Origin of the sequence: Teichococcus deserti (genome assembly GCF_001982615.1) — a bacterium.
GTDB classification, from domain to species: domain Bacteria; phylum Pseudomonadota; class Alphaproteobacteria; order Acetobacterales; family Acetobacteraceae; genus Pseudoroseomonas; species Pseudoroseomonas deserti.
In genome coordinates this window covers 1-21977 of record NZ_MLCO01000085.1, presented here as the reverse complement: position 1 = coordinate 21977, position 21977 = coordinate 1, and the positions used below count along the sequence as shown (strand labels likewise).

Genomic DNA, 21977 nt, shown 5'->3' with positions numbered 1-21977 from the left:
TCCCCGTCCGGGCCACCCCCTGTCATGACCCTGATGCAGCTGATCGCCGGCGCCTTCGCCTTCCTGGCGCTGGAGGGCCTGCTCTACGCCGCCTTCCCCGAGGCGATGCGGCGCATGCTGGCCACCACCCTGGCCCTGCCGCCCGAGCGGCTGCGGCTGGTGGGCCTGGCCGTTGCCGCGGTGGGCATCGGCCTCGCCACGCTCCTGACCCGCTGACGCCTGCCGGCCGGCCTCGTCGTTCCAGCTTGGCCTTTCCAACCTGGCCTTTGTGGGATCGCAAGGGGCGGCGTGGCAGGCTGCGCGCGCCCTGGTCCCGCCGGCGCCGCATGGCGGGGCGGTCATGAAAGGTCACGAAAGCTGCAGGGAGGCTTTTTGACACAGGTTTTCGCGGCCCCGCGGCGGCTGCTCCCCTTCCTGTCATGCCAGCGCGGCCTTATGTCGGATCCATCGCCGTGCGGCTCCCCCGCCCGGATCCTGTTCGCTGCAAGCGAGGTTTGCCCGATGCGTCTCGCCACCCTCCTTCTGAGCGCCACCGTGCTGACGGCGCCGCTCGCCCTGTCTGGGAGCCCCTGGGGTGCGGCCCTGGCGCAGTCTTCGCCGGCTGCGCCCCCGGCCGCCACGCCGGCCCAGCCGCCGACCCCGGCGCCGAACGCAGCGCCCGCCCCGGTCGCGGCCACGCCGGAAAGCTTCGCGCCGCTGGCGCGCCGGCTGCTGCCGTCCGTGGTCAATATCCAGACCAGCCAGACGATGCAGGCGCGCGGCGGCCGGCCGGATGCGCCGGAAATGCCGCAGGCCCCGCCGGGCAGCCCCTTCGAGGAGCTGTTCCGCGACTTCTTCGAGCGCAACCGACCGCCCGGCGGCGGCAATGCCCGCCCCGGCCAGCCGCCGCGCCGGCAGCAGAGCCAGGGCTCGGGCTTCATCATCGACGCCTCGGGCATCATCGTGACGAACAACCACGTCATCGACGGCGCCGACGAGATCAACGTGGTGCTGCAGGACAACACCACGCTGAAGGCCGAGCTGGTGGGCGTCGACCCGCGCACCGACTTGGCCGTGCTGCGGGTGAAGTCGGAGAAGCCGCTGCCGGTGGTGCCCTTCGGCGATTCCGACCATGCCGAGGTCGGCGACTGGGTGCTGGCCATCGGCAATCCGCTGGGCTTCGGCGGCTCGGTCACCTCGGGCATCGTCTCGGCGCGCGGCCGCAACATCAATGCCGGCCCCTATGACGACTTCATCCAGACGGATGCCGCCATCAACCGCGGCAATTCCGGCGGCCCGCTGTTCAATGTCCGCGGCGAGGTGATCGGCATCAACACCGCCATCGTCTCGCCCTCCGGCGGCTCGATCGGCATCGGCTTCGCCATCCCGTCCAACCTGGCGAAGAACGTCGTGGCGCAGCTGCGCGACGGCGGCCGGGTGCGGCGCGGCTGGGTCGGCGTGAACATCCAGCAGGTCACCGACGAGATCGCCGAGAGCCTGGGCCTGCAGGGCGGCACCCGCGGCGCCCTGGTCGCCCGCGCCCAGGAGGACGGCCCGGCCGCCAAGGCCGGCATCCAGAACGGCGACGTCATCCTGCGCTTCAACAACCAGGATGTGCGGGAGATGCGCAACCTGCCGCGCATCGTCGCCGAGACGCCGGTCGGCACCAAGGCGCCGGTCACCGTCTGGCGCGGCGGCCGCGAGCACCAGCTGGAGATCACCGTGCTCGAGCTGCCGAACGAGCCGCAGCAGGCCTCGGCCCCGGCGGCCACGCCCTCGCGCCCCGGCGCGGTGGTGGAGCTCTCGGGCCTAGGGCTGAAGGTCGCCTCGATCTCGGCCGAGACCAAGGAGCGTTTCAGCCTGCGCGACGACGCCCGCGGCGTGGTGGTGACCGAGGTGACGCCGGGCAGCAACGCGGCCGAGCGCGGCATCGCCGCCGGCGACATGATCGTCGAGGTGCAGCAGAACCGCGTCTCGAATCCGCAGGAGGTGCAGGAGCAGCTGACCCGGCTGCGGCGGCAGAACCGCCCCAGCGCGCTGATGCTGATCGAGAACGGCCAGGGCCAGCGCTTCGTGCCGCTGCGCATCGCGCCGGAGCGCGGCAACAGCCCGGGCTGAACGGGTGGTCGCGCCATGACAGGGAAGGGGGCCTCGCGGCCCCCTTTTTCATGCTCTTGTTTCGGGGGCGCGTCTTTACGAGACGAACTCGGCGCGGCGATATCCTTGGGCGAAAAGAAGGGCCCGAAGGTCGTTATGATCCACCCGCACTCTAGCGGATGCCGCCACGATCGGCTTGGCGTGATAGGCGACGCCGAGGCCGGCCGCGCCGATCATGGCGAGGTCGTTGGCGCCGTCGCCGACCGCCACCGCCGCCGAGAGCGGCAGGCCGAGCTCGGCGCAGAGCCGCTTCAGGGTCGTCAGCTTGGCGTCGCGGTCGAAGACCGGCTCGGTGACGGTGCCGAGCAGCGCCTTGCCGTCGTCTTCCAGCACATTGGCATGGTGGCTGCTGAAGCCGAGCTTGTCCGCGACCCGCCCGGTGAACCAGGTGAAGCCGCCGCTCGCCAGCGCGCAATGGGCGCCGTTGGCGCGCATGGTGCGCACCAGCTCCGCCGCGCCCGGCATCGGATGGGTCTGCGCCCAGGTGGCCTCCAGCGCGTCGAGGGAGAGGCCCTTCAGCATGGCGACGCGTTCGCGCAGGGCGGTCGAAAAGTCGATCTCGCCATTCATGCTGCGGCGGGTGATGGCGGCGACCTGTTCGCCGAAGCCGGCATAGGCGGCCAGCTCGTCCAGCGTCTCGCTGGTGACGATGGTGCTGTCCATGTCGGCGATCAGCAGCCGCTTGCGCCGGCCTTCCACGGCCTGGGCCACCGTGTCGACGGCCGCGCCGTCGAGCGCGGCGCGGGCGGCGGCCTCGGCCTGCTCGGCGGCCAGGCCCTCGAAGGGCAGGTCGACGGCGCTGTCCTCGGCCAGCCAGTCGGCCGGGCCCAGCGAGGCGCCAAGGGCGGTCAGCGCGTCGCGGACGCGGGTGACGGTGGACGCCGGCAGTTGGCCTGCTGGCGCGATCAGGGTGAGCACATGCTGCATGCGGGGCGGAAGATGCCCGCGGCCGCATGACGGATCAACCTTTCGCCCTGTTCGTCGCGGGACCGACCGCCAGCGGCAAGTCGGCGCTGGCCCTGGGCCTGGCCCAGCGCTTCGGCGGCGTGGTGATCAACACCGACAGCATGCAGGTCTATGCCGGGCTGGAATTGATCACCGCCCAGCCCTCGGCCGAGGACCAGGCTGCGGTGCCGCACCGCCTCTATGGCGAGCGCGACCCCGGACAGGCCGCCAGCGCCGCCTGGTGGCGCGGCCGGGCATTGGAAGAGATGGACGCGGCGCGGGCGGCCGGCAAGCTGCCGATCCTCTGCGGCGGCACGGGCATGTATTTCCGCATTCTCGCCGAGGGGCTGGCGGAGGTGCCGCCGATTCCGCAGGAAGCCCGGGACGAGGCGCGCGGCCTGCTGGCGGAAGAGGGCCCGGCCGCGCTGCATGCCCGGCTGGCGACCGTGGACCCGGCGACGGCGGCGCGGCTGCGCCCCTCCGACAGCCAGCGCCTGGCCCGGGCGTATGAGGTCTGGCTTGGCACGGGGAAGGGGCTGTCGGCCTGGCAGGCGGAATCGAGCGGTGAGCCGGCGCCCTGGCGCTTCGCCGCGCTCCGCCTGGACCCGCCGCGCGACGCGCTGCGGGACGCGATCGCGCAGCGCTGGGCGGCGATGATCGGCGGCGGCGCGGTGGCCGAGGTCGAGGCGCTGCGGGCGAGGGGACTTGACCCGGCCCTGCCGGCAATGCGCGCACATGGCGTGCCGGAGCTCTCGGCCATGCTGGACGGCGCCATCGACCTGGCCGAGGCCGGGCGGCGGGCCTGCCTGGTCACCGGGCAATACACCAAGCGGCAGGCGACCTGGTTCCGCCACCAGACCCTGGTCCCCGGCGTCGATGCTGCCCGCCAGACGCATACGATCCATGCGCGCGTCAGGGATCTGAAGCAATTTTCAGAAAGTCAAAGGCGGGAAATTTTCGCTTTTGTTTGTTCGCGCGTTGACGCCGCGGGAGAGCGAGCGTAGATCGGGGTCCCGGACGGCCTGACCGCGGGCGGCGCATGGCAGCATGCGGCATCCCGGCCGGCCCAGGCCAGTCCCAACCACTCGACCAACCATTTCCAGGAAGCCAGGCCGCATCATGTCCTCCGCCACCCTTCCCGCCGCATCCGACACCCAGTCCCTGACGGGTGCCGAGATCGTCCTGCGCGCGCTGAAGGAACAGGGCGTAGAGGTTATCTTCGGCTATCCGGGCGGCGCGGTCCTTCCGATCTACGACGCCATCTTCAACCAGAACGCCATCCGCCACATCCTGGTCCGCCACGAGCAGGCGGCGGTGCATGCGGCCGAGGGCTATGCCCGCTCCACCGGCAAGGTGGGCTGCGTGCTGGTGACGTCGGGCCCCGGCGCCACCAATGCGGTGACCGGCCTGGTGGACGCGCTGCTGGACAGCATCCCGCTGGTCTGCCTGACCGGCCAGGTGCCGACCCATCTGATCGGCAACGACGCCTTCCAGGAGGCCGACACCACCGGCATCACCCGGCCCGCCACCAAGCACAACTACCTGGTCAAGCAGATCGACAAGCTGGCCGAGACGGTGCACGAGGCCTTCTACGTGGCGCGCTCCGGCCGCCCGGGCCCGGTGGTGATCGACCTGCCGAAGGACATCCTGATCGGCAAGGGCGCCTACAAGCCGGCCCCCGAGGCCGAGCACCGCTCCTACCGCCCGCAGGTCGAGCCCGAGGCGGCGCAGATCGCCAAGGCCGTCGCCCTGCTGAAGTCGGCCAAGCGCCCGGTGGTCTATGCCGGCGGCGGCGTCATCAATGCCGGGCCCGAGGCCTCGGCGCTGCTGACGAAGTTCACGCGCCTCGCCGGCCTGCCAATCACCAACACGCTGATGGGCCTCGGCGCCTATCCGGCCAGCGATCCGCAGTTCCTCGGCATGCTGGGCATGCACGGCACCTATGAGGCGAATCTCGCCATGCATGGGTGCGACGTGATGTTCAACATCGGTGCCCGCTTCGACGACCGCGTGACCGGGCGGCTGAACGCCTTTGCGCCGAACTCGCTGAAGATCCACGCCGACATCGACCCCTCGTCCATTAACAAGAACGTCAAGGTCGAGGTGCCGATCGTCGGCGACGCGGCGGCCGTGCTGCGCGCCCTCATCGCCGCCTGGGAGGCGAGCCCGGCCGAGCAGGACCGCGCCAGCCTCGCCGAGTGGTGGCGCCAGATCGACGAGTGGCGCGGCAGGAAGTGCCTGGCCTATGTGCAGGAAGGCAGCATCATCAAGCCGCAGCATGCGGTGAAGCGGCTGTACGAGCTGACCCAGGAATCCGGCAAGGAGACCTTCATCTCCACCGAGGTCGGCCAGCACCAGATGTGGGCCGCGCAGTATTTCGGCTTCGAGAAGCCGAACCGCTGGATGACCTCGGGCGGGCTCGGCACCATGGGCTATGGCCTGCCGGCGGCGATGGGCGTGCAGGTGGCGCATCCGCAGGCGCTGTGCATCGACATCGCCGGCGAGGCCTCGATCCTGATGAACATCCAGGAGATGGCGACCCTCGCCCAGTACCGCCTGCCGGTGAAGGTGTTCATCCTGAACAACCGCTACATGGGCATGGTGCGGCAGTGGCAGGAGCTGCTGCATGGCGGCCGCTACTCCGAGAGCTATTCCGAGGCGCTGCCCGATTTCGTCAAGCTGGCGGAAAGCTTCCACGGCGTCGGCATGCGGGCCGAGAAGGCCGACGACCTCGACCGGGTGATCCGCGAGATGATCGCCATCGACCGCCCGGTGATCGTCGACGTCGCCGTCGACGAGAAGGAGAACGTCTTCCCGATGATCCCGTCGGGGGCCGCGCACAACGAGATGCTGCTGGCCTCCAACCAGATCTCCGGCGGGCGGGGCGTGACCGACGAGGGGACGGCGCTGGTCTGAGCACCGCGCCGCCCGCCCTCGACGACCGCGATCCCCAACGGCTATCCGCAGGACTTCCCATGCCCGACGCTTCCGACATGACGCAGCGCGCCGCGACCATCGCGGTGCTGGTGGAGAACGAGGCCGGCGTCCTCGCCCGCGTCATCGGCCTGTTCTCCGGCCGCGGCTACAACATCGACAGCCTGACGGTGGCCCCCGTCGACGCCGAGGGGCGCCTGTCGCGCATCACCGTCGTCACCTCGGGCACCGAGATGGTGATCGAGCAGATCAAGGCGCAGCTCGACCGGCTGGTGCCCGTCCACAAGGTCGCCGACCTGACGCTGGAAGGGCCGCACCTGAACCGCGAGCTGGCGCTGATCAAGGTGGTGGGCAGCGGCTCCGCCCGGCAGGAGGCGCTGCGCCTGGCCGACGCCTTCCGCGCCCGCGTGGTCGACGCCACCACCGAGAGCTTCGTCTTCGAGATGACCGGCAGCGGCGAGAAGCTGGATGCCTTCATCAACCTGATGCGCCCGATCGGCCTGGCCGAAGTGTCGCGCACCGGCGCCGTGGCGATCGCCCGCGGCACCTCGAGCCTGACCACCTGATTTGACGGAAGGGGTTAGAGCGCCCCTTCCGCCGCCTGATTGTCAAACCCAACCGGGGGAGTGCGCCAGATGCGCGTCTATTACGACCGTGATGCCGATGTGGGCCTGATCAAGGGCAAGAAGGTCGCCGTCATCGGCTTCGGCAGCCAGGGCCACGCCCATGCCATGAACATGCGCGATTCCGGCGTCGCCGATGTCGTGATCGGCCTGCGTCCCGGCGCCTCGCAGAAGAAGGCCGAGGCCGCCGGCTTCAAGGTCCTGTCCCCGGCCGAGGCCGCCAAGTGGGCCGACCTGGTCATGGTGCTGACCCCGGACGAGGGCCAGGGCGACCTGTACCGCGACCACCTGCACGCCAACATGAAGGAAGGCGCGGCGCTGGCCTTCGCGCATGGCCTGAACGTGCATTTCAACCTGATCGAGCCGCGCTCGGACATCGACGTCTTCATGATCGCGCCGAAGGGCCCGGGCCACACCGTGCGCGGCGAGTACCAGAAGGGCGGCGGCGTGCCCTGCCTGGTGGCCGTGCACCAGAACCCCTCGGGCAATGCGCTGGAGATCGCGCTGTCCTATGCCTCGGCCGTCGGCGGTGGCCGCTCGGGCATCATCGAGACGACCTTCAAGGAAGAGTGCGAGACCGACCTGTTCGGCGAGCAGGTCGTGCTCTGTGGCGGCCTGGTCGAGCTGATCAAGGCCGGCTTCGAGACGCTGGTCGAGGCGGGCTACGCCCCCGAGATGGCCTATTTCGAGTGCCTGCACGAAGTGAAGCTGATCGTCGACCTCATCTATGAGGGCGGCATCGCCAACATGAACTACTCGATCTCCAACACCGCTGAGTATGGCGAGTACGTGACGGGCCCGCGCATCATCACCGCCGAGACCAAGGCCGAGATGAAGCGCGTCCTGAACGACATCCAGTCGGGCAAGTTCACCCGCGACTGGATGCTGGAGAACAAGGTCAACCAGGCGTCCTTCAAGGCGACCCGCCGCCGCCTGGCCGAGCATTCCATCGAGGAGGTCGGCACCAAGCTGCGCGGCATGATGCCCTGGATCACCAAGGGCGCGCTGGTCGACAAGACCAAGAACTGATTTTCTTTCAGAACAGAAAGAAGATGGGGGTCCGGGGGAATTCTTTCCCCCGGCCTTTTTTATGTCCGGGAGAGCGCTGCGATGCAGCTGGGCTACACCATCCTCTATGTCGCCGACGTGCCGGCCACGCTGTCTTTCTATGAGCGCGCCTTCGGCCTGAAACAGCGCTTCCTGCATGAGAGCGGCCTTTATGGCGAGCTGGAGACCGGCGCCACCACGCTGGCTTTCGCCGGCGAGGAGATGGCCGCGCTGAACGGCGCCGAGATCCGCCCCAACCGCGCCGACGCGCCGGCCGCCGGCTTCGAGGTCGCCTTCGTCACCGACGACCCCGCGGCCGCCTATGCCCTCGCCATCGCCGCCGGGGCGACCGGCGTCACCCCGCCGGCGCAGAAACCCTGGGGCCAGGTGGTCGGGCATGTCCGCGACCTGAATGGCTGCCTGGTGGAGATCTGCTCGCCGGTCCCGCGCTGAGCGGGCTGCAACCTGCGCCCGCGCGGCCCGTTGCTGCATCGCTCCAGCACAGCGGGGATACCATGCGCCTCTTCGGTTGCGAGGTCTGCGGCCAGCTTCTCTACTTCGAGAACACGCAATGCGTGCGCTGCGGCGCCACGCTGGGCTACCTGCCCGGGCGCAACCGGCTGACCGCGCTCGACCCGGTCGAGGCAGCCGAAGGGGAGGGGACAGGCGTCGCGGCCCCCGCCACGCCGGAGGCCGCGCCGGCCCAGGCGGTGGGCGCCGCGCCGGCGGCCGAGGCTGGCATCAGCGCCGCCGTCGACCAGCTCTGGCGACCGCGCGCCGCGCCGGACCAGCCGCAGCGCTTCTGCGACAATGCGCGGCACGAGGCCTGCAACTGGCTGGTCCCGGCGGAGAGCGAGGACCGCTTCTGCCTGGCCTGCCGGCACAACCGCACGATCCCCGACCTGTCGGATGCCGCCAACCTGGCGCAGTGGCGCAAGATCGAGGTGGCCAAGCGCCGCGCCATGTACAGCTTCCTGCGCCTTGGCCTACCGCTGGCCGACCGCACGCAAGACCCCGAGAACGGCCTGGCCTTCGACTTCCTGGCCGATGCACCGGATGGCAGCCAGAAGGTGATGACCGGCCATGACAACGGGCTGATCACCCTGGCGCTGGCCGAGGCGGACGATGCCGAGCGCACCCGCCGCCGCACCGCCATGGGCGAGCCCTATCGCACCCTGCTCGGCCATTTCCGCCATGAATCGGGCCATTACTTCTGGGACCGGCTGGTGCGCGATGGCGGCAGGCTGGAGGAATGCCGCGCCGTCTTCGGCGACGACAGCCAGGATTACGGCGCCGCCCTGCAGCGCCATTACGACCAGGGCGCGCCGGAGGACTGGCAGGAGAATTTCGTCAGCACCTATGCCACCGCCCACCCCTGGGAGGATTTCGCCGAGACCTGGGCGCATTACCTGCACATCGTCGACACGCTGGAGATGGCGCGGGCCTTCGGCATCGGCATCGATCCTGGCGTGGACCGCCGCGACGAGCTGACCGCCGAGGTCGATTTCGATCCCTACCGCGCCACCAGCATCGAGCCGGTGATGGAGGCCTGGGTGCCGCTGACGGCGGCGGTGAACAGCCTGAACCGCTGCATGGGCACGCCCGACCTCTATCCTTTCGTGCTGTCGCCGGCGGTGGTGGCGAAGCTGGCCTTCATCCAATCGCTGGTGCATCCGCCGAAGAAGTAGCAGCCTCCGATTGACCGCGCCGGCGGGGGCGCGGCAGGCTTGACGCATGAGCAAGCTCGCCCCCGACAGCGGCTATCCGCGCGACTTCCTGGGCTACGGCCCGACGCCCCCGAACCCGCAATGGCCGGGTGGCGCGAAGCTGGCCCTGTCCTTCGTGCTGAACTACGAGGAGGGCGGCGAGAACACCGTCCTCAACGGCGATGCCGGCAGCGAGGTCTTTCTCAACGAGACCCCGGGCGGCAACCCGGTGCTGGGGATGCGCGACATCGGCAAGGAAAGCCAGTTCGACTACGGCGCCCGCGCCGGCGTCTGGCGCATCCTCCGCCTCTTCGCCGAGCGGAACATGAAGCTGACCGTCTATGGCGTCGGCCGCGCGCTCGAGCTGAACCCCACCGCCGCCCGCGCCTTCGTCGAGGCCGGGCACGAGGTGGCCAGCCATGGCTGGCGCTGGATCAACTACCAGCATGTCGACGAGGCCACCGAGCGCGCCCATATCGCCGAGACCGTCGCCACCATCGACCGCCTGACCGGCCGCCCGCCCGTCGGCTGGTACACCGGCCGCATCAGCGAGCAGACCCGCCGCCTGGTCGCCGAGCATGGCGGCTTCCTCTACGACAGCGACGCCTATGACGACGACCTGCCCTACTATGTCCCGGTCCACGGCAAGCCGCTGCTGGTGATCCCCTATACCCTCGACAACAACGACATGAAGTTCGCGGTGCCCCCGGGCTTCACCAGCAACGACGGCTTCGAGCAGCACCTGACCGACGCCTTCGACTTCCTGATGAAGGAAGGCGAGACGGCGCCGAAGATGATGAGCGTCGGCCTGCACTGCCGCCTGGTCGGCCGCCCGGCGCGGGCCGCGGCGCTGGCGCGGTTCATGGACCACGTCGCCAGGCGCGACGACGTCTGGGTGGCGACGCGGGAGGAGATCGCGAAGCATTGGCTGACGGTGCATCCGCCGCAGCAGGGCTGAAGCGAAGACAGACCAAGGTTGGGGGAATGAATTCCCCCAAGCCCCCATCTTTTTTCTGTTCATCGGCCATGGGCAGACCAGCGCCGACCAACGCGCGTCGCGAATGTGTCCAGGCGGGCCGCCATTTTATAATTTAATCACTCGGTCACAGGTCGCCCTGTTGCAGGGCTTTCGCGGCCCGCCTCGCCACCGGACGGCGGCAGCCTGACAGAAAAAAGAAGGGGTCCAGGGGAATTCATTCTCCTGGCCTGCCTCTGCCCCCTTGCTTCTGTCCCCGCCCAATGTCTAACCTCCGCCCTATGAACGCCCCCGCGCGCATCTCCGGTCTGCAGAACGGCTCCGCCGCTGCTGGCCTGCGCGCGCTCACCGGCCTCCTTCTCCTTCGACTTAGCCGCCCCTGGGCGTGACGCCCGGCTGACCAGGCCGGCATCGCTCAGGGGGAACCCCTGGCGCCGCGCGCGCTTGTGACGGAACGGTAGAGTCAGAACGAAGGAACGCCCCTCATGGCCATCATCCATCCCAGCTTCGGCACCATCGACGACAAGCGGGTCATCGTCTTCGACACCACTCTGCGCGATGGCGAGCAGTCGCCCGGCTTCTCCATGAACCTGGAGGAGAAGCTGCGCATGGCCGAGGCCCTGCACGAGCTGGGCATCGACGTCATGGAGGCCGGCTTCCCCATCGCCAGCCAGGGCGATTTCGAGAGCGTGCAGTCCATCGCCCAGCGCTTCGCCAAGGACGGCCCGGTGGTCTGCGGCCTGTCGCGCTCGGCCCCCGGCGACATCCTGCGCGCGGTCGAGGCGGTGAAGGCCGCCGCCCGCCAGCGCATCCATATCTTCCTGTCGACCTCCGACCTGCATATGCGCGTCAAGCTGCGCATGAGCCCGGAAGAGGTGCTGGAGGCCATCCAGAAGTCCGTCGAGCTGGCCCGCAACCATGTCGCCGACGTCGAATGGTCGGCCGAGGATGGCAGCCGCACCGACCCGGACTTCCTGTGCCGCTGCGTCGAGACCGCGATCAAGGCGGGCGCCACCACGATCAACATCCCCGACACCGTGGGCTATGCCGTGCCGGCCGACATGGCGCGCATCTTCGCCATGCTGCGCGAGCGCGTGCCGGGCGCGGATGGGGTGATCCTGTCGACCCACAACCACGATGACCTGGGCCTGGCGGTGGCCAACACCCTGGCCGCGCTGGATGCCGGCGCCCGCCAGGTGGAGGCCACCATCAACGGCATCGGCGAGCGCGCCGGCAATGCCAGCCTGGAAGAGGTGGCCATGGCGCTGCGCACCCGCGCCGACGTCATGCCGTACTCGACCAACATCGTCACGACCAACATCCTGAAGACCAGCCGCCTGCTGGCCACCATCACCGGCTTCGACGTGCAGCCGAACAAGGCGATCGTCGGCCGCAACGCCTTCGCCCATGAGTCCGGCATCCACCAGGACGGCGTGCTGAAGGACAAGACCACCTACGAGATTATGACGCCGGAATCCGTGGGCTGGGCGACCAACTCGCTGGTGCTGGGCAAGCATTCCGGCCGCGCCGCCTTCCGCGACAAGCTGGCCAGCCTGGGCTACAGCCTGGGCGACAACCAGCTGAACGACGCCTTCCGCCGCTTCAAGGACCTGGCCGACCGCAAGAAGACCGTCTTCGACGAGGACATCGTCGCCCTGGTCGACGACGAGGTGGTGCGCGCCCAGGACCGCATGAAGCTGCTGGCTCTGACGGTGGCCACCGGCATGGGCACCCGCCCGACCGCGTCGCTGGCGGTCGAGATCGACGGCGAGAAGGTCGAGGCGGTCGCCGGCGGCGACGGCGCGGTCGACGCCACCTTCAACGCGCTGCAGCAGGTGGTGCCGCACAGCGCGGTGCTGAAGCTCTATGCCGTGCAGTCGGTCACCGGCGGCACCGATGCCCAGGCCCGCGTGACGGTGCGCCTGGAGGAAGGCGGCAAGCTGGTCGATGGCCAGGGCGCCGACACCGACACCATCATCGCCTCGGCCCGCGCCTATGTGCATGCGCTGAACAAGCTGCTGGCCAAGCGCGCCCGCACCGCGCCGCCCGAAATCATGCGGGCGTAATTTTTTCCAGGGGGGCGGGCCTCGTTGGGCCCGCCCCGCGTTGCGCTAGGCCGCCTGGCGCAGCCAGTCCATGCTGGTGCCGAACAGGTAGCGCATCAGCCCGACCGTCAGCCGCGCCGTGCGATGCTGCTGGTCCAGCGCCGGATTGACCTCGACGATGTCGAGGCTCATCAGCCGGCCGCCCCCCGACACCATCGACAGCGCCTCGGCCGCCTCGGAAGGCTCCAGCCCGCCGGCGACCGGCGTGCCCGTCCCCGGCGCATAGGCCGGGTCGACCACGTCGATGTCGAAGCTGACATGCAGCAGCCCGTCCTCGGCCGCGACGCGGTCCAGGAAGCCGGCCAGCGCCGCCATCCCGTCCCGCCGCATCGCCGCGACCGACACCGCCTGCACGCCGCGCGCCGCCATCAGCGCCGCCTCGTCGTCGTCCAGGTCGCGCGCGCCCAGCACCATGACGCGGCTGGGATCGACCACCGCCGGGGCGTCCTCGCCCCAGACGGCGCCGAGGCCCGCCTCGCCGCAGAGCGCGGCCAGGCTCATCCCGTGCACATTGCCGGTGCCGCTGGTCGCCGGCGTGTTGAAGTCGCCATGCGCGTCCATCCACAGCACGAAGAGCGGACGGCGGAGGCGCGCCGCATGGTCGGCCGCCGCGGCCACCGAGCCCATCGGCAGGCTGTGGTCGCCGCCCAGCAGCACCGGCAGCCCGCCCTCGGCCAGGATCGCCGCGGCCTGCGCGCGCACCGCCTGCACCCAGCCGGCGATCGCCGGCAGGGAATGCGCGGCATGGCCCATGTCGGCGCCGGCGACCGGGGCCGCCTCGGCCGGGGTCACGTCGCCGCGGTCCATGGCGCCATGGCCCAGGGCAGAGAGAAGGCCGGCGCCGCGCAGCGCCAGCGGGCCGCCGGCCGCACCACGGCGGCTCGCCCCCAGATCCATGGTCGCGCCGAAGCTCATCGGCAGCGCCGAAGAAACCTGCCAGCCAGGGATACGAACAGCGTTCACCATATCGTCCTCCATCCAGCCCGATCTCGGGGGAGCGGGAATATGATGGACGAGGTGTTCAGCTTACAGACGATATTTTGCGCAATGCGGGCGGTCGACCGCGCAAAACGCAGTGTCACAATGGGCGAATCGTCAACCCTTGCGCCGGGCAAGCAGAAGGTTGCTCTCGCTGTTGGCCACGCCCTCGATCTGGCGGATCTCGCGCAGCGCGGCGTCGAAGGCCTCCAGGCTGGCGACCTCCAGCTCCAGCACCAGGTCCCAGCGGCCATTGGTGGCGTGGATGGCGGTGACCGAGGGCAGGCCTTGCAGCCGGCGGGTGATGCGGTCGGTGGCGTTGCCGTCGATCTCGACCATGGTGATGGCGCGGATCGGCGCGATCTCCGCCTCCGGCCGCAGCACCACGGTGAAGCCCTGGATGACGCCGCGTTCCAGCAGCCTGTCGATGCGCGCCTTCACCGTGGCGCGCGACAGGTCCAGCGCCGCCGCCAGGCTGGTCAGCGGCTGGCGGGCATCGGCGCGCAGCAGGGAGAGCAGCGCGCGGTCGGTCTCGTCGAGGACGGTCATGCCCCGCCAGGATAGCGGCCGCCCCCGGCTTGGCGGAAGCCCGGCCCGGTCATAGGCTCCCGCCCCGACATCGGGGCCGGCGATTCACGCCCTTTCGGCGTGAGGCCACAGGCGATCGCAGGCCGAGGGAGAAGACATCCAGATGACCCTGCTGCTCGAAGCCGTCGATGCCCGCGGCGTCGCCACCCTGACGCTGAACCGCCCGGACCGGCACAACGCTTTCGACGACGCGCTGATCGCCGAGCTCAACGCGACCCTGGCCCGCCTGGCCGCCGACCCCAAGGTGCGCGTCGTCGTGCTGGCCAGCACGGGGGGCAGCTTTTCCGCCGGCGCCGATCTCGGCTGGATGAAGCGCATGGCGACGCAGAGCCAGGCCGAGAACGAGGCCGATGCTGGCCTGATGGCGGCGATGCTGCACGCCCTCGACCGCCTGCCGAAGCCGACCATCGCGCTGGTGCAGGGCAGCGCCTATGGCGGCGGCGTCGGCCTGGTCGCCTGCTGCGACATCGCCATCGGCACCCCCGCCGCACGCTTCTGCCTGAGCGAGGTGAAGCTCGGCCTGACGCCGGCCACCATCAGCCCCTATGTCGTCGCCGCCATCGGCCCGCGCCAGGCGCGCCGCCTGTTCATCACCGCCGAGGTCTTCTCGGCCGAGACCGCGCAGGACATCGGCCTGCTGCACCAGGTGGTCCCCGAGGCCGAACTGGCCGCGACCGGCGAGGCGGTGGTGGCCAGCCTGCTGCGCAACGCCCCCGGCGCGGTGGCAGCGGCCAAGGAACTGGTCTTCCTGGCCGAGGGCCGCCCGGTCGATGCGTCGCTTTCCGCCGAGACCAGCCGCCGCATCGCGGAGCGGCGGGCGTCGGAGGAGGGCAGGGAGGGGATCGGGGCTTTCCTGGAGAAGCGGAAGGCAAGCTGGGTCGTCTGAAGGTTGGGGGAATAATTCCCCCCCATATCTGATGGCCGGCGGTGACCTGACCTGCGCCGCGCCACTGGCGACACCAGGGCATGGCGGCGGGACGCCATCGCATGCGATGCGCGACTTCACAGGTCGTGCTGAGGATCGGCCGTTTCGGGTCCTGTCTTCACCCCGACACGGCAGTCTGAAAGAAAAAAGAAGGGGTCCAGGGGAATTCATTCCCCTGGCCTTCCTCTGTTACTTCTTGCATCGCAGAGCGATATTCTTTGCTGTCTAAGCAACTCCTTGTCACCGCGCCGTGACCTATGCATAGATTCGAACGGGAGAAAAAGCCGGTCCCTGCTCCGTCAGAAGGAAGATCTCCATGCTGCGACGCAGCCTCTTGCAGGGCATCGGTGCCGCTGCCCTGGCGCCGGCGGTGGTGCGGGCCCAGTCCGCCACCACGCTGCGCTTCATCCCCCAGCTGGACCTGGCCTATCTCGACCCGGTCTTTTCCACCGCCTATGTCAGCCGCAACCACGGCTACCTCGTCTTCGACACGCTGTATGGCGTGGATGCCAACTTCGCCGCGCATCCGCAGATGGTCGCCGGCCATGTCGTCGAGAATGACGGGCTGCTGTGGAAGCTGACGCTGCGCGACGGGCTGACCTGGCATGACGGGGAGAAGGTTCTGGCGCGGGACTGCGTCGCCTCGATCCGCCGCTTCGCCAGGCGGGATTCCTTCGGCGAAGCGCTGATGGCGGCGACCGAGGAGCTGTCGGCGCCCGACGACCGCACCATCCAGTTCCGGCTGAAGAAGCCCTTCCCGCTGCTGCCGCTGGCGCTGGGCAAGCCGGGCTCGCCGATGCCGGCGATGATGCCGCAGCGCCTGGCCGAGACCGACCCGTTCAAGCAGGTCACCGAGATGGTGGGCTCCGGCCCCTATCGCTACCTGGCCTCGGAGCGGGTGCCGGGCGCGCGCAATTCCTACGCCAGGTTCGAGCGCTACCAGCCGCGCGCCGACGGCCCGCTGGGCTGGACCGCGGGGCCGAAGGTCGCGCATTACGAACGCCTGGTCTGGACCACCCAGCCCGATGCCGGCACCGCCGCCAATGCGCTGCTGACCGGCGAGCAGGACTGGATGGAATACGCCTACCACGACGTGCTGCCGCTGCTGACGCGCAGCCGGCAGATCAAGGTGGCGACGACCGACCCGACCGGCTTCGTCACCATGCTGCGGATCAACCACCTGCAGCCGCCTTTCGACAATCCGGTGATCCGCCGGGCGCTGTTCGGCGCCGTCGACCAGCGCAGCTTCATGGAGGCGGTGGTTGGCAACGACCCAGCGATGTACCGCACGCCGCTGGGCTTCTTCGCCCCCGGCACGCCGATGGCGACGACCGAGGGGCTGAGCCCGCTGCAGGGCCCGCGCGACTACGACAAGGTCAAGAAGGAGATCCTCGCCGCCGGCTACAAGGGCGAGAAGGTGGTGCTGCTGGTGCCGGCCGATTCGGTCGGGCTGAAGGCCCAGGGCGACGTCGCCGCCGACATGATGACGCGGGCCGGGCTGAACGTGGACTATCTGGCGACCGACTGGGGCACGCTGCTGGCCCGCCGCAACCGCAAGGACGCGGCCGATGCCGGCGGCTGGAACGCCTTCGTCAGCTCCTGGACCGGGGCGGACTGGCTGAACCCGGCGGTGCATCTGGCGCTGCGCGGCAACGGCACCGCCTATCCCGGCTGGTCGGTCAGCCCGCGCAGCGAGACGCTGCGCCAGCAGTGGTTCGAGGCGCCGGACCTGGCGGCGCAGCAGGCGATCTGCCGCAAGATCCAGACGATCAGCATGGAGGAGGTGCCCTATTACCCGCTGGGCAATTACTTCCAGCCGACGGCCTATCGCTCGAGCGTCACCGGCGTGCTGCCGGGCTTCGCCAGCTTCTGGAACGTCAAGCCGGCCTGATCCGGCGCGGCGGGCTGGACACGAAAAAAGCCGGGACTTGCGTCCCGGCTTCGCTGCTCTGAGACGTGCCGCCGGCTCAGCGCCAGGCGGGGCGGCCCAGGTTGACGGTGTTCGGGCTGGTCACGGCGCCGCCCAGGGCGCCGGCCGCGCCGCCGATCAGCGCGCCTGCGCCGGCATTGCCCGAGAAGGAGCCGACCGCAGCGCCGGCGCCGGCGCCGAGCAGGCCGCCGGAAGCGGCACGGTCGCCGGTCGAGTAGCCGCAGGCGCCCAGGCCGATGCTCGCCAGGGCCAGAAGGGCAAGGGAGGTCTTGCGCATGGGGTATGTCCTCGTTCGAAAGCTGAGTGAACCTGCAACGCGGCCGGGGGGTGAAGGTTGCGTCACCCGAGGCCGATTGGCGCTTGAGCGGGAAGGTCAGGGACGGTAAGCCACGGCGCCTTCGATCCGCCCGCTTCCGCGGCGCGGGCCGGTGCCTCATTGGCTGATGTTCCCTGGGAGGTTCGCTGCATGTTCTCTCGCCTGTTCGGCTTCCTCTCCGCCGACATGGCCATCGACCTCGGCACGGCCAACACGCTGGTCTATGTCAAGGGTCGTGGCATCGTGCTGAACGAGCCTTCGGTCGTCGCCATCGCCGATATCCGCGGCCGCAAGCAGGTGCTGGCGGTGGGCGAGGAGGCCAAGCTGATGCTGGGCCGCACGCCCGGGAACATCGCCGCCATCCGTCCGCTGCGCGACGGCGTCATCGCCGATTTCGAGGTGGCGGAGGAGATGATCAAGCATTTCATCCGCAAGGTGCACAACCGGCGCTCCTTCGCCTCGCCGATGATCATCGTCTGCGTGCCCTCCGGCTCCACCGCCGTCGAGCGCCGCGCCATCCAGGAATCGGCCGAATCCGCCGGCGCCCGCAAGGTCCTGCTGATCGAGGAGCCGATGGCGGCCGCGATCGGCGCCGGCCTGCCGGTGACCGAGCCCTCGGGCAGCATGATCGTCGATATCGGCGGGGGCACCACCGAGGTGGCGGTCATCTCGCTTGGCGGCATCGTCTATGCCCGCTCGGTCCGCGTCGGCGGCGACAAGCTGGACGAGGCGATCATCAGCTATATCCGCCGCCAGTTTAACCTGCTGATCGGTGAGAGCACGGCCGAGCGCATCAAGATGGAGATCGGCGCCGCCGCCGTCCCCGACTATGGCGACGAAGGCCCGCTGACCGAGGTCAAGGGCCGCGACCTGATGAACGGCGTGCCGCGCGAGGTCGTCGTCAGCCAGCGCCAGATCGCCGAGTCGCTGGCCGAGCCGGTGACCCAGATCGTCGAGGCGGTGAAGGTGGCGCTGGAGAACACGCCGCCCGAGCTCGCCGCCGACATCGTCGACAAGGGCATCGTGCTGACCGGCGGCGGCGCCCTGCTGCAGCGGCTCGACCAGGTGCTGCGCGAAGCGACAGGCCTGCCCGTTTCGGTGGCAGAGGAAGCGCTGGCTTGTGTGGCGCTGGGCACCGGGCGCGCCCTGGATGAGATGAAGCGGCTTCGCCACGTCCTCTCGTCGATGTATTAAGGGCCCTCGCCCGGACCAGTCCGGGCGGATGGAGGCTGCGTGATCCGTCTCAGCATTCCTCTGCGCCAGGCGCTGTCGCGCCTGACCATGCCCGTGCTCATCGCCGCCGCCTTCGGCACCATGCTGCTGGGCAAGGCCGACACGGTGCTGGTGGAGCGTGGCCGCATGGCGCTGGCCGACACGCTGGCGCCGATCTACGCGGTGGTGGCCGAGCCGATGGGGGCGCTGCGCGACGCGGTGCAGGACCTGCGCTACCTGGCCTCGATGCGCGCCGAGAACCTCCGCCTGCGCGAGGAGAACGAGCGGCTGCACCGCTGGCAGGCGGCGGCGCTCGCCATGGAGGCCGAGAACGGCCTGCTGCGCCGCCAGCTGCACTACATGCCCGAGGCCCAGGCCAGCTTCCACACCGCCCGCGTGGTGGCCGATGCCGGCGGCACCTATGCCCGCGCCGTGCTGCTCTCGGTCAATCCCGGGGTCAGCCTGCGCAAGGGGCAGGTGGCGCTGGACGAGCGCGGCCTGGCCGGCCGCGTCACCGAGGTCGGCAACCGCTCGGCCCGGGTGCTGCTGGTCACCGACATGAACAGCCGCATCCCGGTGGTGCTGGAGGGCAGCCGGTCGCGCGCCATGCTGGCCGGCACCAACGGCCAGCGTCCCCGGCTGCAGCACTGGCCGGAGGGCCAGCCGCCGCAGAATGGCGAGCGCGTCGTCACCAGCGCCGAGGCCGGCGTCTTCCCGGCCGGCCTGCCGGTCGGCGTGGTGCGCTGGAGCGAGGGCGGCGCGCCGGAGGTCGAGCTCTATGCCCGGCTCGACAAGCTGGACCTGCTGCGCATCTTCGATTTCGGCCTGACCGGCATCCTGCCGCCCGAGGCGGTGGCCCGGCCGGAGCCGCGGCCGCGGCGCTGAGCCTCCTTCCATGCAGGAACCACGCACGGTGAAGGGGCGGCCACAACCGCCCATGGGGCTGCTGCGGCGGCTGGATGCCATCGCGCGGGCCGCCTTCCCGGCGGTGACCACGGCGCTGCTGATGGTGCTGACCTCGACGCCGGTCGGCCTGCCCTCGGCGCTGCCGGCGGTGGCGCTGGGCTGCGTCTTCTTCTGGTCGGTGTTCCGCCCCGCCGCGATGTCGCCGCCCGTCTGCTTCGGCATGGGGCTGTTGCAGGATCTGCTGGGCTTTGCGCCGCTCGGCACCGGTATCCTGACGCTGCTGCTGGTGCATGGCCTGGCGCTGCGCTTCCGCCGCTTCCTGGTCCGCCAGTCCTTCCTGGTGGTCTGGCTGATCTTCTCCGGCTTCGCCGCCGGCACGGCGGCCTTGGGCTTCGTGCTGGTCACGGTGCTGAACCTGCGGCTGCCGCCGGTCGCGCCGGCGCTGGTGCAGTTCGCGCTCAGCGCCGGCTTCTACCCGGCGATCGCGGCGCTGCTGACCCGGCTGCACCGGGCGATGCGCCGGGCCGAGGATCTGGCCTGATCTTTTTCTGGCGGCAGAAGCCCGTCATTTCGGATAACATCTTGTTTTCTAGGTCTTTGCCCCGATCTGGGCGGACAACGCACAGTGGGTTCGGCGGATGGCCAGCAGGGGGCGCGGGTGAGCAAGCGGGACGAGGAGCGGCGCTCCAGCATCTTCACGCGGCGCGCCCTGCTGCTGGGCGCCAGCCAGCTCGGCCTGTTCGGCTTCCTGGGCTTCCGGCTGCAGAAGCTGCAGCTGGAGGAAGGCGAGCGCTATGCCACCCTGGCCGAGGAGAACCGCGTCTCCACCCGGCTGCTGGCGCCGCCGCGCGGCCGGGTGCTGGACCGCGCCGGCCGCGTCATCGCCGCCAACGACCTGAACTGGCGCGTGCTGCTGACCGCCGAGCAGACCCAGGACGTCTCCGCCACGCTGGAGACGCTGAGCCGCATCCTGCCGATGACCGAGGCCGAGCGCGCCCGCATCGAGCGCGACGTCCGCCGCCGCCGCCGCTTCGTCCCCGTCGTGCTGCGCGAGTTCCTCTCCTGGGAGGAGATGGCGAAGATCGAGGTCAATGCCCCCGACCTGCCGGGGATCAGCGTCGATGTCGGCACCACCCGCTTCTACCCCTATACCGAGCATCTGGCGCATGTGGTGGGCTATGTCGCGCCCCCCGCCGAGCGCGACATCGATGGCGACCCGCTGCTGGGTCTGCCCGGCATCCGCGTCGGCCGCGCCGGCATCGAGCGGCACCACGACCGCCTGCTGCGCGGCCGCGCCGGCACGGTGCAGATGGAAGTCAACGCGGTCGGCCGCGTCATCCGCGAGCTCGACCGGCGCGAGGGCGTGCGCGGCCAGGACCTGCAGATCTCGATCGACGCCGAGCTGCAGAAGGTGGTGCGCGAGCGGATCGAGGAAGGCACCAGCGTCGTCGTCATGGACGCGCGCAACGGCGAGGTGCTGGCCATGGCCAGCCAGCCCGGCTTCGACCCCAATCTGTTCAGCTCCGGCATCTCCAACGCGCAATGGCGCGAATGGACCCGCAACCGCGCCACGCCGCTGATCAACAAGACCACCAACGGCCTCTACGCCCCGGGCTCCACCTTCAAGATGATCGTGGGTCTCGCGGCGCTGGAGGCGAAGACGGTGACGCCCGGGGAGCGGGTCTTCTGCCCCGGCCATTATGATCTCGGCGACAGCCGCTTCCACTGCCACAACCGCTACGGCCATGGCAGCCAGGACCTGCGCGGCGCGCTGAAGTATTCCTGCGACGTCTATTTCTACGAGGTCGCCAAGCGCACCGGCATCGACCGCATCGCCGCCATGGCGCGCCGCTTCGGCCTGGGTGTCGACCTGGAGATCGAGCTGCCGGGCACCCGCGCCGGGCTGGTGCCGACCCGGCAATGGCGCATCGACCAGGGCAAGCCGTGGAATCTCGGCGACACCGTGGTGCATGGCATCGGCCAGGGCTTCTACCAGATGACGCCCCTGGCGCTGGCCACCATGACGGCGCGGCTGGCGACCGGCCGCGCCGTCCAGCCGCACCTGACCCGGGCGCTGGACGGCCGCGCCCAGCGCGGCATCCGCGCCGAGGACTGGCCCAGCCTGGCCATCCCCGAGCGCGACCTGCGGCTGGTGCGCGAGGGCATGTGGGCCGTGGTCAACGAGGAGGGCGGCACCGGCAAGACCGGCAAGATCCCCGGCCATCTCGGCGTGCTGGCCGGCAAGACCGGCTCGGTGCAGGTCCGCCGCGTCTCCCGCGAGCAGCGCGAGCGCGGCTTCCGCGTCGAGAACCAGCCGCGCGAATGGCGGCCGCATGCGCTCTTCGTCGCCTTCGCCCCCTATGACAACCCGCAATACGCCATCTCGGTCGTGGTCGAGCACGGCACCAGCGGCTCCGGCGCCGCCGCGCCCCTGGCGCGCGACGTCATGGTCGAGGTGATGACTCGCCTGCGCCCGCCGCCATCGACCCCGCCAGCCGCCCCCACCGCGCCGGCGGCCCCGCAGGCCAATGGCACGCCGCCCGCCCGCACCACCGAGGCGCCGCGCAGCCCGCAGCAGCGCGCCGAGGGGGCCAGGCCGCCTGCCGCCGGCGCGGTGGGGGCGGCTGGCGGGGTCGATGGCGGCGGGCGC

At 70.3% G+C, this 21977-nt stretch carries 20 protein-coding genes; 16 read left to right on the top strand and 4 right to left on the bottom strand.

All coding sequences use genetic code 11. From position 1 onward, the window contains the following. Positions 1–24 precede the first annotated feature (24 nt). Positions 25–216: a DUF2065 domain-containing protein gene (locus BKE38_RS10670; protein ID WP_083747457.1), complete on the top strand. Its 192-nt coding sequence runs from the start codon at positions 25–27 to the stop codon at positions 214–216. A 285-nt stretch (positions 217–501) separates the two neighbouring features. Further along, a complete protein-coding gene (locus tag BKE38_RS10665) occupies positions 502–2097 on the top strand; it encodes a DegQ family serine endoprotease (RefSeq protein WP_076957301.1) in 1596 nt (531 codons plus the stop codon). 75 nt (positions 2098–2172) lie between these two features. Here BKE38_RS10665 and serB read toward each other — a convergent pair whose 3' ends face one another. Next, the gene (gene serB / locus BKE38_RS10660) at positions 2173–3063 is read right to left on the bottom strand and encodes a phosphoserine phosphatase SerB (protein ID WP_076957300.1); all 891 of its coding nucleotides are present in this window, start codon (positions 3061–3063) and stop codon (positions 2173–2175) included. A 26-nt stretch (positions 3064–3089) separates the two neighbouring features. Between serB and miaA the strand changes: the two genes are divergently transcribed. The 8 genes from miaA to BKE38_RS10620 all read left to right on the top strand — a co-directional run bounded on the left by miaA (position 3090) and on the right by BKE38_RS10620 (position 12433). Further along, positions 3090–4085: a tRNA (adenosine(37)-N6)-dimethylallyltransferase MiaA gene (gene miaA, locus BKE38_RS10655; RefSeq protein WP_076957299.1), complete on the top strand. Its 996-nt coding sequence runs from the start codon at positions 3090–3092 to the stop codon at positions 4083–4085. A 115-nt stretch (positions 4086–4200) separates the two neighbouring features. Continuing rightward, positions 4201–5997: an acetolactate synthase 3 large subunit gene (locus BKE38_RS10650; RefSeq protein WP_076957298.1), complete on the top strand. Its 1797-nt coding sequence runs from the start codon at positions 4201–4203 to the stop codon at positions 5995–5997. A 59-nt stretch (positions 5998–6056) separates the two neighbouring features. After that, positions 6057–6581, top strand: a complete 525-nt coding sequence (ilvN, locus tag BKE38_RS10645) for an acetolactate synthase small subunit (protein ID WP_076957297.1) — start codon at positions 6057–6059, stop codon at positions 6579–6581. 69 nt (positions 6582–6650) lie between these two features. Beyond that, complete coding sequence (gene ilvC, locus BKE38_RS10640) at positions 6651–7667, top strand: ketol-acid reductoisomerase (RefSeq protein WP_076957296.1); 1017 nt, start codon at positions 6651–6653, stop codon at positions 7665–7667. Positions 7668–7748: 81 nt separating this feature from the next. Continuing rightward, on the top strand, positions 7749–8138 hold the full coding sequence (locus BKE38_RS10635) for a VOC family protein (protein WP_076957295.1): 390 nt from the start codon (positions 7749–7751) through the stop codon (positions 8136–8138). 62 nt (positions 8139–8200) lie between these two features. Then, entirely contained in the window at positions 8201–9373 is a 1173-nt protein-coding gene (locus BKE38_RS10630; RefSeq protein ID WP_076957294.1) for a zinc-binding metallopeptidase family protein, read from the top strand. Positions 9374–9419: 46 nt separating this feature from the next. Continuing rightward, positions 9420–10349: an allantoinase PuuE gene (gene puuE / locus BKE38_RS10625; RefSeq protein ID WP_076957293.1), complete on the top strand. Its 930-nt coding sequence runs from the start codon at positions 9420–9422 to the stop codon at positions 10347–10349. 503 nt (positions 10350–10852) lie between these two features. Next, a complete protein-coding gene (locus BKE38_RS10620) occupies positions 10853–12433 on the top strand; it encodes a 2-isopropylmalate synthase (RefSeq protein ID WP_076957292.1) in 1581 nt (526 codons plus the stop codon). 45 nt (positions 12434–12478) lie between these two features. Here the strand turns inward: BKE38_RS10620 and BKE38_RS10615 are convergent, their stop codons facing one another. Together BKE38_RS10615 and BKE38_RS10610 are read right to left on the bottom strand one after the other, a co-directional pair. Continuing rightward, complete coding sequence (locus BKE38_RS10615) at positions 12479–13435, bottom strand: arginase (protein WP_165694157.1); 957 nt, start codon at positions 13433–13435, stop codon at positions 12479–12481. A gap of 132 nt (positions 13436–13567) precedes the next feature. Then, positions 13568–13999 carry an Lrp/AsnC family transcriptional regulator gene (locus BKE38_RS10610; protein ID WP_076957290.1) on the bottom strand — a complete coding sequence of 144 codons (432 nt, stop codon included), beginning with the start codon at positions 13997–13999 and terminating at the stop codon, positions 13568–13570. Between the two features lie 142 nt (positions 14000–14141). Here BKE38_RS10610 and BKE38_RS10605 point away from each other — a divergent pair, with 142 nt between their 5' ends. Together BKE38_RS10605 and BKE38_RS10600 are read left to right on the top strand one after the other, a co-directional pair. Next, positions 14142–14924 (top strand): enoyl-CoA hydratase-related protein, encoded by a 783-nt coding sequence (locus tag BKE38_RS10605; RefSeq protein ID WP_076957289.1) that lies wholly within the window; start codon positions 14142–14144, stop codon positions 14922–14924. A 355-nt stretch (positions 14925–15279) separates the two neighbouring features. Beyond that, entirely contained in the window at positions 15280–16854 is a 1575-nt protein-coding gene (locus BKE38_RS10600) for an ABC transporter substrate-binding protein (RefSeq protein ID WP_106409189.1), read from the top strand. Positions 16855–16930: 76 nt separating this feature from the next. Here the strand turns inward: BKE38_RS10600 and BKE38_RS10595 are convergent, their stop codons facing one another. Continuing rightward, entirely contained in the window at positions 16931–17170 is a 240-nt protein-coding gene (locus BKE38_RS10595; protein ID WP_076957287.1) for a YMGG-like glycine zipper-containing protein, read from the bottom strand. A gap of 189 nt (positions 17171–17359) precedes the next feature. Here BKE38_RS10595 and BKE38_RS10590 point away from each other — a divergent pair, with 189 nt between their 5' ends. The 4 genes from BKE38_RS10590 to mrdA form a co-directional block, all read left to right on the top strand. Further along, entirely contained in the window at positions 17360–18403 is a 1044-nt protein-coding gene (locus BKE38_RS10590) for a rod shape-determining protein (protein WP_076957286.1), read from the top strand. A 39-nt stretch (positions 18404–18442) separates the two neighbouring features. Beyond that, positions 18443–19306, top strand: coding sequence for a rod shape-determining protein MreC (mreC, locus tag BKE38_RS10585; RefSeq protein ID WP_076957285.1), 864 nt, complete (start codon positions 18443–18445; stop codon positions 19304–19306). A gap of 10 nt (positions 19307–19316) precedes the next feature. Continuing rightward, positions 19317–19868, top strand: a complete 552-nt coding sequence (locus BKE38_RS10580; RefSeq protein WP_076957284.1) for a rod shape-determining protein MreD — start codon at positions 19317–19319, stop codon at positions 19866–19868. Positions 19869–19985: 117 nt separating this feature from the next. Then, the coding region (mrdA, locus tag BKE38_RS10575) for a penicillin-binding protein 2 (protein ID WP_242662312.1) at positions 19986–21977 on the top strand (1992 nt) is incomplete at its 3' end.